The sequence below is a fragment of the Streptomyces pseudoechinosporeus genome (assembly GCF_054783935.1).
Map to the genome: position 1 here is coordinate 189,891 of NZ_BAAGPS010000024.1, position 11,840 is coordinate 201,730.

The window sequence follows — 11,840 nt, forward strand, 5'->3', positions numbered from 1 at the left end:
TCAGCGGGTAAGTCCGGCCGTGTCGCAGGCGGGCTGGAGCTCTCGGGTGCAGATCTGGTCGATGGTGTACACGCCATCCTTGACGAGTGTCTGCTCGATGTTGCCGACCGTCACCTCGCGGGGGGCAAGCAGGACGGACGGGATGTCCTTGGTCGTGGGGCTGTCGATCGTCGTCGTGGCGACATCGCGGAGCTCCTCGCCGCGCCCCAGGGCGACGGCCATGGCGGCGGCTGCGTCGGCTTCCGCCTTGAAGGGTTTGTACACCGTCATGTACTGCTCGCCGTTGATGATCCGCCGCACAGCCTCGAGGTCGGCGTCCTGGCCGGTGACGGGAGGAAGCTCCCTGACATGGGCCTTCTTGAGAGCGGAGATGGCGCCTGCGGCTATGGCGTCGTTGGCCGCCAGGACGCCGTCGATCCGGTCCGGCCCCAGAGCCGCGATGGCGGCGGACATATTGGCGTGGGCGTTCTCCGTGCTCCAGCCCAGGGTTTCGTACGACCTGCCGATCTTCACCTTGCCGGTGAGGACGGACAGCGCGCCCCTCCTGTACCACGCCGCGTTGGGACTGGTCGGATCGCCGTTCAGCATGACGACGTTCCCGCCGTTCGCCTTGTCGCCCATGGCCTTCAGGAGCGCCTCGCCCTGGAGCCTGCCGACCTGCGCACCGTCGAAACTGACATAGCCCGAGATCGGGCCTTCGGCGAGCCGGTCATAGGCGACGACCGGCACACCCGCCTCCTTCGCCTCCTGGATCGAGGAGCGGAGCGCCTTGGTGTCGGCGGCGTCGAGGATCAGGACCCCGACCCCTTTGGTGATCATGGAGTCGATCTGTTGCCGCTGTCTCGTCGCGTCGTTCTCGGCGTTGGCGTACTCCATGGTGCAGCCGGGACACAGCTCCTTCAGCCGCTTCTCGATCAGCGGCTTGTCGGAGTGCTCCCAGCGGGGGACCGCTTTGCTCGGGAGCAGCAGGCCGACGCTGAAGCTGTCCGTGCCCGCTTCGTCGTCTCCTCCGCAGGCGGCCACGGACATCGTCATGAGTCCCGCGACGAGCACCGCGATGACGTGCCGCGTACGGGTCCTCATGGCAGGCCCTCTCGTTCCGTTCGGGGCCCCGAGTCCGCGGACGCAGGCACAGCGATCTCGCTCCACACCTGCTTGCCGCCGGCCACCGGCACCGTGCCGAAGGAGTCCGACATCGCTTCGACCAGCACCAGGCCTCGGCCGCCGGTGGCCTCCCAGTCCACGATCACCGGTTTGGCGGGCGCACGCGGCGAGGCGTCGCTCACACTGATTCGCAGCCGGTCCCCGCGGAGCGTCAGGTCGACGCGGACCTCCCCCTGGGTGTGCACCAGGGCGTTGGTGACCAGCTCGGACACGACCAGCAGCACCGCGTCGGCCGCTTCCTGGACCTTCCACCGACGCAGAGTGCGCGTGGTGAAACGGCGGGCGTGCATGACGGCGTCGGGCAGCCGCCACACCGCCCAGCCGGCCCGTATCGGCCGGGTCTCCATGCCGTCGTAGCGCAGCAGCAACAGCGCCACGTCGTCCTCACGACGGCCGATGTCGCCGAGCAGTTCGTCGGCCATCCGCGCCGGATCCGCCGGATCGGCCGCGGCGAGCGCGGTGCGCGTCCGGAGCATGCCCTCGTCCAGGGGCAGGTCGGAGGCCTCGACCAGGCCGTCGGTGACCAGGGCGAGCACCGCGCCAGGGGCCAGTGCGGCCGCGGTCATGGGGAACTCCGCCTCCGCGAGAATGCCCAGCGGGGGGCCGCCCTCGACCTGCACTTCCTCGGTGCTGCCGTCGGGGTGGCGTACCAGCGGTGAGAGGTGCCCGGCCCGCACGAACAGGATGTTGCCCTCCTCCATGTCCAGTTCGGCATAGCAGCAGGTGGCGAACAGGTCGGTCTCCATGCCGACGAGGAGGCGGTTGGCGTGCGAGACGACCACATCGGGCGGGTGGCCCTCCACCGCGTATGCCCTGACCGCGGTACGCATCTGGCCCATGATCGTCGCGGCTCCGGCACTGTGTCCTTGTACGTCTCCGATGACCAGCGCCACGCGTTCCTCGGAGAGGGCGATGACGTCGTACCAGTCACCGCCCACCTGCAGCCCCCTCCTGGCGGGCAGATAGCGGGCGACGGCCGTCCCCCCGGGCAGTTCGGGCAGGCGCCGGGGCAGCAGACTGCGCTGCAGCATCGTCGCGAGCTCCTGCTCGGCGTCGTACGCGTGCGCACGCCTGAGGGCCTGCCCGACCAGCGCCGCGGTGGCGGTCAGCAGGGACCGCTCCTCGGGGACGAACTCGTGCGGCCGGTCCCAGCCGACCAGGCACACGCCGGCGACCCGGCCCTTGGCGGGGAGGGGCAGGACGGCCAGACCTCCGGTGCCGATGCCTGCCAGTCCGGGTTCGAGGGCCGTGCCGGCGGGCCACAGATCCATACGTCCGTCCCGCAGAGCCATCTGCAGGGTGGGCAAGGCGCTCACCGATACGTCGGGCCACTCCGAACGCCACTCGGACCGCCATATCTGCGGCCAGGCGGCGGGCTGCGGCGGGTCGAGCACGCTGACCATGAGCCGGTCGTCCTGCAACTCGGCGAGCGCCACCCGGTCGGCGCCCAGCGGCCCACGCAGCGCGGTGACCACCACTTGGCCGACGTCACCGACAGTCGCGGCATCGTCGAGTGCGGCGGTCAGCCACTGGATCCTGGAGACGTCGTCGGCGCTCCGGCGCAGGACCGAGGTCGCCATCACCAGGCCCAGCACCTGCTCTGGCCGGTCATCGGTGGCCGCCGCCACCCTGCAGCTCAGGCTCAGCCAGCGCATTTCACCGGTGGGGCGGCGGACGCGGAACTCCAGCTCCCGACGGCCGAACGCCTGGCCGGACGACTCCAGGACCGACATCAGCGCGTGCATGTCCTCCGGGAGGGTATGCGCGATCAGGGTGTCTGCCTTGCCGTCGAAGTCGTCCGGCGCGATCCCGACCAGCTCGAGCAGAGTCTCGTCCGCCTCGATCAGGCCGGTGTCCGGCACCAGGGCAAAGGTGCCGACGCGCAGACTCCGCAGGGCGGGACTCAGGAGCGACGACGGCGCGGGGCGGCCGGTCCCGGCCTGGAGTATGCCGGCGACCGCGTCGGCGTACCGCTCCAGGAAGCTCCGTTGCTCGGCCTCGAAGCCGTCCGCGGGATGCCCCACGACGACGAGACAGCCCAGTCGCCTGTCCCCCGCCCTCAGTGGCAGCGCACCCAGCGACGTCTCCGCCGGCGGCGTCGGCCCACCCTCGGAGTAGGAGGCGAGTGCCGCGGGGTTGAGCCACAGAGGTCGGCCGGTGCGGAAGGCGTGCGCCGCGGGTGAGCCGCCGGACAGGGGCAACCGCTTCGGCAGCCCGTACGGGGAAGTGACGCATCCGGCCGCTTCCACCAACCGAAGCTCTTCGTTCCCGACACCGGGCACATAGACCGCCGCCAGCGCCGCTCCGGCGAACGTCAGGGCCCGGTCATTCACGGCGGCCTCCGGCACCGGAGGCGGAGAACCGGTGTCGGCGGCGCCGGCCTCGGATGCCCGCAGCTCCGTGACTCCGGCCCGGGCACGGCCCTCATGAGGCATCTCCGCAACCCACCTCCCGTCCATGCCGCAGGTACCGACAGGATCGGGGCACCCACTACCAGAATCGCACACAGGGACTAAACGGACAGATCTACTTGATTGGTGCCTGTGCCGGACATCGATGGGCCGGACATCGATGGGTGGCACCGCTGCGATCGCGGATCACCACAGCCGGTGTCACACTGACGACGTGGTCGTCTGCCACTTCCACTCGGTACGTTCCAGGCGGACGTTCGGCCTTGGGCCGAGGCCCCACTTGGCCCCCTGCGCCATCGTGCCGCGCCACACGTGGCCCATACGGCCGGGCCGCCCCGCGCACGCGTCCTTGGCAGCGCGATGCACGCGCGCCGTTTCCCCACGCGCACCGCTCCGGACGAACCCGACGGGCGAGGCCGGTGTGGCCCCGCCGGTCCTCCATGAGCCGGTCGCCGATCACCTGGCGTACGGGGACGGGGCGCAGCGCCCGGACCTCATACCCGTTGAAGGCCGGTCGCGGGTAATCCGTGAGCGCCCTCTCACCACGCAGGGTGAAGGACAAGGGAGGTCTCGCACATGAAGACCTGCATACGGGACGCGGCCATCGCCATGACCGCCGTCTCGACGGCCGTTGCTCTCGTGGCATGCGGGGCGGGTGCCGGGAACGACTCCGACGGGGGGAACGCGCCGAAGATCGGTCTGCTGCTGCCGTCCGCCACCACGGATCGTTGGGAGGCACAGGACAGGCCGTTGTTCGAGAAGAAGGTCAAGGAGCTGTGCGACGACTGCACGGTCGAGCATGGCAATGCCGAGAACGCCGTGGCCGTTCAGCGGGAACAGATGGACTCGATGATCACCCAGGGGGTCGATGCCATCGTGCTGGTCGCCGTGGACGCCAGATCGCTCGGCGCCGCGGTCAGGAAGGCGGATGAGGCGGATATCCCGGTCATCGCCTACGACCGTCTCGCCGAGGGCCCGGTCTCCGGCTATGTCTCGTTCGACGGCGAGGAGGTCGGCAGGCTCCAGGGCAGGGCGCTGCTGCAGGCCATGGGTGACAGGGCGGACGGCGGCCAGATCGTCATGATGAACGGCGATCCCAGCGACCCCAACGCGGTGTCGTTCAAGGAGGGCGCACTGTCCGTGCTCGAGGGGAGAGTGAAGATCGGCAAAGCGTACGACACACCACAGTGGAGGACAGAGATCGCGAACATGAACATGTCCCGCGCCATCTCCGCCCTCGGCGTCGCGAACATCGATGGGGTCTACGCAGCCAACGACGGCCTCGCCGCCGGCAGCATCTCCGCCCTCAAAGCGAACAAGGTCAACCCGCTGCCCCCCGTCACCGGGCAGGACGCCGAACTCGGAGCCTTGCGGCGCATTGTCTCCGGCGATCAGTACATGACCGTCTACAAGCCCTTCGGCCCCGAGGCTTCCGCCGGCGCCGCCATGGCCGTGGCCGCGGTCCGTGGTGAAAGCCTCGACCGCGTTGCCACGGGCACGGTGGAGACCAGCAGTGGGAACGCCGTTCCGGCCGTCCTGCTCACCCCCGTGTCCGTGACCGTCGCCACCATCAAGGACACCTTGGTGAAGGACGGTGCGTACACGATCCAGCAGATCTGCACCCCCCAAATCGAGGCCGCGTGCAAGAGGGCAGGGCTGATCTGACAGGCCGGTTTCCGACCAGGTCCGGGCCCCGGGAAGGAGATGGTTTCCGTGCCGGCTCCCCCGTTGCTGGCGCTGCACGGCGTGTGCAAGCGCTTCGGCGCCGTCGAGGTCCTCACGGACATCGAACTGGAGATTCACGCCGGCCAGGTCGTCGCTCTGCTGGGCGACAGCGGGGCCGGCAAATCCACCCTGGTCAAAGTGATCTCCGGCGTCGCCCCCGCGGACAAGGGTGTCATCGAGTGGGAGAACGGGACGGTCCAGATCAGGCGCCCCCACGATGCCCGGGACCTCGGCATCGCCACCGTCTACCAGGACCTCGCGCTGTGCGGGAACCTCGACGTCGTGGGCAATCTGTTCCTCGGACGGGAGATCCGCAGGTTCGGGTTTCTCGACGAGATGGAGATGGAGCGCCGCACCAGACACCTGTTGGAACGCCTGACCAGGGATGTCCCCGATCTGCGCGCCCGCGTCGTCTCGCTGTCCGGTGACCAGCGGCAGACGGTCGCCATCGCTCGCTCGCTCCTCGGCGACCCGCGAGTCCTCCTCCTGGACGAACCGACCGCGGCCCTGGGACTCGAGCAGACCAACGAGGTCCTGGACCTCGTCGACGAGCTGCGTGACCGCGGCAAGGGAGTGCTGCTCATCAGCCACAACCTGGGCGATGTCAAAGCTCTCGCGGACCGGGCCGCCGTTCTGCGGCTCGGCCGCAACAACGGCTTCTTCGACGTGAACACCGCCCCTCAGGAAACGATCCTCTCTTCCATCACCGGCGCCACGGAAAACGCCCCGCGCCGGACGGCCTCCCGGGATGCGGGGTGGTGAAAGCGATGCGCGACATGGTGGACAAAGACCCGCGGGCCGAACCCGCCACACCCACCCCCGAGGCCCGCCGGCCACACCGCGGGCGGGCCGTCGCCCGGGCCGTGGAGAACTGGGTCGCCGTCTTCCGGCGCAGGTTGAGCACCGGTGAAGTGGGCTCGCTCCCCGTCGTCCTCGTCCTCGCCGCGGTCTGGATCACCTTCCAGTCCCTCAACGAGAACTTCCTCTCGCCCCGGAACCTGTCCAATCTCAGCGTGGACATCGTGGGCACGGGTCTGATCGCGGTCGGCATTGTCTTCGTGCTGCTGCTCGGTGAACTCGATCTGTCGGTCGGCTCGATCAGCGGCCTCGCGGCGGCTGTCTTCGCCGTGCTGAACGTGAACAACGGAGTGCCGGAATGGCTGGCCCTCATCGCCGGAGTCCTCGCGGGAACCGTGGCGGGAACCGTCCAGGGCTTCTCCTTCGCCAGGACCCGGCTGCCGGCGGTCGTCGTCACACTCGCCGGGCTGCTCACCTGGAACGGCCTCATGCTCTACGTCCTCGGGACCAGTGGCACCGTCAACCTCGACGAGAACGGACTCGTCGCCAAGCTGACCAGCTATTACTTCACCAACGACGGCGCCGCCTACGGCCTGGCGGCGGTCGGCGTGGGTCTCGTCTTCCTCGTGTCCTACGTGGACAGGCGGCGCCGCAAGGCCGTAGGCATGCCGCACCGCTCGCTCCGGGGGATAGGAATGCGCACGGGAGGCCTCGCGGTGATCGCGTTCGCCTCTGCCTACCTGCTCAACCGGTTCCAGGGGCTGCCACTCGCCCTCCTGATCTTCCTGGTGGTGGTGGCCGGCCTCGACATCATTCTCCGCCGCACGCACTACGGGCGGCAGGTCTACGCGCTCGGCGGCAGCGTCGAGGCGGCCCGTCGCGCCAGCCTCAGCGTGCCGCGGGTGCAGACCGCGGTGCTCGCGGTCTCGGGCACCATGGCAGCGGTCGGCGGCCTGTTCCTGGCCTCGCGCATCACTTCGGTGAGCCAGGGTTCAGGCTCGGGCGTCCTGCTGCTCAATGCCATCGCCGCAGCCGTCATCGGTGGCACCAGCCTGTTCGGAGGACGGGGTACGACCTGGTCAGCGGTGCTCGGCATGCTGGTCATCCAGTCGATCGCCTCGGGCATGGCCATCACGGACACTCCCGCCGCCGTCCAGTTCATGATCACGGGCGGGGTGCTCTTCGCCGCGGTGGTCATGGACTCACTGTCACGACGCTCGCAGGAGGCACATGGGCGGGCTTGACGCGCCTCCCGGTTCAGCGCACCCTGCCCCGCGGCTTCAGCGGCACCGGCGGCAGTTCGGGAGCGGTCAGCGGATCGCCGTCGTACCCCTTCACCTCACCGAACCGCGAACCCGCCATCCAGTCCGCACGGGCCTGCTCGATATCGGCCTGCGTACGCCCGATGAAGTTCCACCACATGATCAGCTCCTCCTCGAACGGCTCGCCGCCGAGAAGCATCAGACCCGCGTCCGACTCGGCACGCAGGGGCAGTTCGGAACGGCCACAGCCGAGGTAGAGCATGGATCCGGGCAGCAGCGGTACGCCGTCCACGTGGGCCTCGCCGGACATGGCCAGCACGGCGTACTCGAAGTCCGGCTCCAGCGGGAGGCGTACGTCGGTGCCGTGGTCGAGCGTGAGATCGGCGCCGACGATCGGGGTGTACGTCGTGCCGGGTGAGGCGGCGCCGTCGACCGAGCCGAGGATCAGCGTGGCCTTGAGGCCGGGGGCGGTGACGACGGGCAGTTCGGCGTGGTGCTCGAAGAGCGGGTCGGTGTGGCGGTGGGTGTCGGGCAGAGCCACCCACAGTTGTGCGCCGTGCAGGAAGCGGGCGTGCGAGCGCGGGCTCTCCTCGGAGTGACTGATGGCCCGGCCGGACGTCATCAGGCCGAGTTCGCGCGGGCGGATCGTCTGAAGGCTGCCGGTGGAGTCGCGGTGCAGCACCTCGCCCTCGTGCAACCAGCTGACGGTCTGCAGGCCCATGTGCGGATGCGGCGGCACCTGCATACCGGGCTCGTCAGCGATGTCATCGGGCCCGTAATGATCGACGAAGCACCAGGCACCGACCATACGTCGCCCCAGGTTGGGCAGCAGCCGCCGAACTTCACTGGACTCGCCGAGCTTGACCTTGCGCGGACTGAGGAGCTCACGCACCGGCTCGGCCACCACGAAACCCCGGCCGCCGCAGAGAGCGGGAACTGCCTCGCGATCAAGATTGCTCATGGCGCTCAACCTAGACCCGCGGGGGTCTCTCCGTCAGGTTGTGTGTGCCGTACAGCGGTTCGCGTGTGGACACTGAGCAGTGTCGTGGAATTTCTAAAGGCGTGCGCCGCGCAGGGGCGGCGTGAGTGCGGTCGCCGCCGCCAGTACGCAGATCACGCCGCACCCCGCGAAGAAGGTCGCCGTGCCCCAGGCTGCCGCGACGAGGCCGGTGAGCGGGTAGAGAAGAGGGCTGAGCCCCAAGGTGCAGAGGGTCGTCACCGAGGTGATGCGTCCCAGGTACCTGGGCTCGGCCTCTTTTTGCAGAAGGGCGTTGCCGAGCACCATCGCGACTCCGCTGACGGCGCCGAGCAGTCCGCCCAGCGCGATGGCGGTTCCGGGCGGCCCGGTCCGGCCCAGCGCCGCGACCACTCCGGCGGTCATGAGCAACGAACCCGCCAGGACGGCCCCGGCACGGGGCACGTGGTGCGCGACCGCCATCACCACCGCGCTCACGGCTCCCCCGATGCTGAACGCGGCCAGAATCCAGCCGAGCGCGGCGGTACCCCAGCCTCGCTCGTCGGCAAGCAGCACGAGCCCGGTCATCAGCGGGCCGCTGAAGCACATCTCGCCGAGTGCGATGACCCAGACCAGGCGGCGCAGCCGCTGATGGCCGCGCAGGTGACTGAGGCCATCCCGCAAGTCGTCCGACAAGGGCCGTCCGGCATCCGCATCCTGCCCGGCCCCCACCCCGGCCACCGGCCCCACCCGCACCGCCCCCAGCAACGCCACCGACACCCCGAACAGCACCCCCACCACGGCGAACGCCCCCGCAACCCCCTGAACCGCCAGCACGAAGGACGCGATCAGCGGCCCGACTGCGTTGCTGAACCGCACCGCCAGCACCCGCATCCCCTGTACCCGGGCCAGCTGCCCTTGGTCCGTGAGCCTTGGCGGGAGGGCGCCGACAGCCGGCAGGAAGAGTGCATCGACGACGCCGAAGAGCAGGGCCAGGACGTACAGCGGCCACAGTCGAGGGCCGTCGGTCCAGGTCAGGGCGGCGGCGGCGAGTACCACCGTGCACCGTACGACGTCGCTGGCAAGCAGCACGCGGCGTGGGCCGAAGCGGTCGGCGAGTACGCCGCCGCCGAGCATGAGGACGGCGCGGGGTATGGCCCCGACGGCGAGAACGGCGCCGACCTGGGCGGGACCGGCGGCCCGGGCGGTGGCCCAGGTCAGGGCCAGGTAGTAGGCGACGTCGCCGGTGACCGACGTGGTGTAGGCGCCGAGCCAGCGCAGGACGTTCGGGTCGCGGAAGGCGGGCCGCGGGGTCATGCCTCGTCGTCGAGCAACGGGAACAGCTGAAGGTGTACGGCGACCCGTTCGGAACCGTCCGTGGGCTCCTGATCCCGGTACCGCTCGACTATGCCCGCCAACTCACCCTTCATGGCGTCGAGTTCACCGGGTGTCAGATGCAGCAGGTAACTCATGAACCCGCTGACGGCGAACCACTCGTTGGGCATGACCGGCACGACCTCGGCGGCCACCCTGCGCAACGTCTCCCCGTCGGCCAAGGCCACGGCCTGCGCGTACGCCCGACTGGCGGCGGAGTCCGGTGCCACGGCCGGATCGTGCAGCGAGATCCGGTGCAGCGCTCGCCACCAGCGGTCCCGCTTCGTCCCCCGCTCCGTGTCCTCCTCGATGAGTCCACCCGCCGCGAGCCGCCGCAGGTGGTAGCTGGCCGCACCGGAGTCCAGCTCGAAGTGCGCAGCCAACTGCCGTACGGTGGCCGGTCCTTGCTGTCGCAGCCGGTTCAGCAATGCGAGCCGCGTGGGATGCGCCAGTACCCGCAGCGCGGCCGTGTCGAGGGTGATGTCGGTCGTGCCGTCGTCTGCCATGACGCGCAGCGTAGAACGCGAAGAACTCTTCCGGAAGACTCGTTCGCGAACACCTCTTCGCGAACAAGTCTTCACGAACAACTGACTCGCGGTCCGTTCTTCGGCGACGGCCGCACCCTCCGCCACAACTACCGCGCGTACGTCCGCTTTCCCCGTCGGTAGGCGATCTCCCCCAGCACCACGTCCACGGCGATGAAGACCGCCAGGGGGATGCCGAGGAGGGGTACGAAGTAGCCGACCACGGCGACGGTCGCCATCAGGGGGACGAGGACGTACGGCGGGACCTGTTGCCAGGCGCCGCGTGGGATGGGGCGGCCGAAGGCGGAGGCGCGGCCTCGTTGCCACCACATGCGGTAGCCCCACAGGATGAGCAGGATCAGGCACAGCGCGAGGCCCATCAGCGCGATCTGGTTGACGATGCCGAACAGGACGCCGGTGTGCGCGTCGATGCCCCAGCGGCTCAGCTTCGCAAGCACCGGGTAGTCGGCGAACCGCACGACGTCCGTGACCTGGCCGTTCGTCGGGTTCACGGCGACCGCGTCCTGCTTGGTGGGCCAGCTGCGCTGGACCTGCTGCACGACGTACGCGGACGAGGCGTCGGCCGGCGGCACGATCTCCACCGGGTCGCCCAGGCCCTCGGCTCGTCCGGCGGCCAGGACCTTGTCGAGGCCGACGCCGTGGTCGGCGCCCGACTCGGCGGAGGCGGACTCGTGCTCGGCGTGCTCGCCGCCCGCCGATGCCGACACCGTGGGCGTGGCCTGGTTGAGGGAGGTGCGCAGGGCATCGATGTGGGATCCGGCGTACGCGGACCAGGTCAGGCCCGTCGCCGACAGGAAGAAGAACCCGGCCGCCGCCCACACGCCGACCGTGCCGTGCAGGCCCAGCGTGCGGCGGCGACCACTGGTGCCGCGCACCTTCCGCTGCTTACGGCGGCGGCTGAACCACAGCACCAGGCCGCCGCCCGCGATCACCCACAGCCAGCTGGCCGCCAGTTCGCTGTAGAGCCGGCCGCTCTCGCCGAGGTGCAGATCGCGGTGGAACTCGTCGATCCAGGTGCGCAGCGGCAGCGCGCCAGTGGATCCGTACTGCTCGAGCGCGCCGTGCACCTCCCCGGTGTACGGGTCGACGAACACGGCGAGCTTGTGCTCCTCGTCAACGCCCGGAACCCCGGACAGCAGCACCCTGGTGCTCGCGTCCGCCTCCGGCGAGGGGCGTACGGCGGCGACCGTGCCCTGCGGATGCTCCTCGCGGGCGGCGGCCACCTGCTCAGAGATCGGCAGCTTGCGCTCGCCCACGGGGACGGTCATCTCCTGCGCGTACACGATCTTCTCGGCCTGGAACGACGCCGCGTACAGCAGCCCGGTCGTGGCGGCGACGAGCAGGAACGGGGCGACGAGCACTCCGGCGTAGAAGTGCAGTCGCAGCACCAGGGGGCGCAGCGGCGCCCAGACACTGCGCCGCGGTGCGGGGGTGCCGGATTCCGGGGAGTCCGGGTCCGGGGAGTCATCCGTCTCGGTCGAGGGAGCGGTGGTCATCGGCAGGCTTCTCCGGTCGTGCGGGGACGGGCCGTGCGGCCGTGTTCGGTCGCGGCGGTCCAGAAGTCGGCCGACGGGGGTGATGAGTTCCCGGGCTTGCGCATGGCGTA

At 69.9% G+C, this 11,840-nt stretch carries 9 protein-coding genes; 3 read left to right on the forward strand and 6 right to left on the reverse strand.

The window, feature by feature from the left end:
• Positions 1 to 1,083 carry a sugar ABC transporter substrate-binding protein gene (locus ACYVO6_RS26270; RefSeq protein ID WP_461065206.1) on the reverse strand — a complete coding sequence of 361 codons (1,083 nt, stop codon included), beginning with the start codon at positions 1,081 to 1,083 and terminating at the stop codon, positions 1 to 3.
• Complete coding sequence (locus ACYVO6_RS26275) at positions 1,080 to 3,599, reverse strand: SpoIIE family protein phosphatase (protein WP_461065208.1); 2,520 nt, start codon at positions 3,597 to 3,599, stop codon at positions 1,080 to 1,082. The genes ACYVO6_RS26270 and ACYVO6_RS26275 overlap by 4 nt, the downstream gene beginning before the upstream one ends.
• 552 nt (positions 3,600 to 4,151) lie before the next feature.
• Between ACYVO6_RS26275 and ACYVO6_RS26280 the strand changes: the two genes are divergently transcribed.
• The 3 genes from ACYVO6_RS26280 to ACYVO6_RS26290 are packed head-to-tail and all read left to right on the forward strand — an operon-like array spanning position 4,152 to position 7,342.
• Positions 4,152 to 5,240 (forward strand): substrate-binding domain-containing protein, encoded by a 1,089-nt coding sequence (locus ACYVO6_RS26280; RefSeq protein WP_461065210.1) that lies wholly within the window; start codon positions 4,152 to 4,154, stop codon positions 5,238 to 5,240.
• Positions 5,241 to 5,279: 39 nt separating this feature from the next.
• Positions 5,280 to 6,062: an ATP-binding cassette domain-containing protein gene (locus ACYVO6_RS26285; protein ID WP_461065212.1), complete on the forward strand. Its 783-nt coding sequence runs from the start codon at positions 5,280 to 5,282 to the stop codon at positions 6,060 to 6,062.
• 5 nt (positions 6,063 to 6,067) lie between these two features.
• Positions 6,068 to 7,342: a sugar ABC transporter permease gene (locus ACYVO6_RS26290; RefSeq protein ID WP_461065214.1), complete on the forward strand. Its 1,275-nt coding sequence runs from the start codon at positions 6,068 to 6,070 to the stop codon at positions 7,340 to 7,342.
• 13 nt (positions 7,343 to 7,355) lie between these two features.
• On the opposite strand, the gene ACYVO6_RS26295 is transcribed toward ACYVO6_RS26290, so the two are convergent.
• The 4 genes from ACYVO6_RS26295 to ACYVO6_RS26310 form a co-directional block, all read right to left on the reverse strand.
• Positions 7,356 to 8,321 carry a pirin family protein gene (locus ACYVO6_RS26295; protein WP_461065216.1) on the reverse strand — a complete coding sequence of 322 codons (966 nt, stop codon included), beginning with the start codon at positions 8,319 to 8,321 and terminating at the stop codon, positions 7,356 to 7,358.
• A 93-nt stretch (positions 8,322 to 8,414) separates the two neighbouring features.
• Complete coding sequence (locus ACYVO6_RS26300; protein WP_461065218.1) at positions 8,415 to 9,632, reverse strand: MFS transporter; 1,218 nt, start codon at positions 9,630 to 9,632, stop codon at positions 8,415 to 8,417.
• Complete coding sequence (locus ACYVO6_RS26305) at positions 9,629 to 10,195, reverse strand: helix-turn-helix domain-containing protein (RefSeq protein WP_461065220.1); 567 nt, start codon at positions 10,193 to 10,195, stop codon at positions 9,629 to 9,631. The genes ACYVO6_RS26300 and ACYVO6_RS26305 overlap by 4 nt, the downstream gene beginning before the upstream one ends.
• A gap of 128 nt (positions 10,196 to 10,323) precedes the next feature.
• On the reverse strand, positions 10,324 to 11,730 hold the full coding sequence (locus ACYVO6_RS26310; RefSeq protein WP_461065222.1) for a PepSY-associated TM helix domain-containing protein: 1,407 nt from the start codon (positions 11,728 to 11,730) through the stop codon (positions 10,324 to 10,326).
• Positions 11,731 to 11,840: the final 110 nt, after the last annotated feature.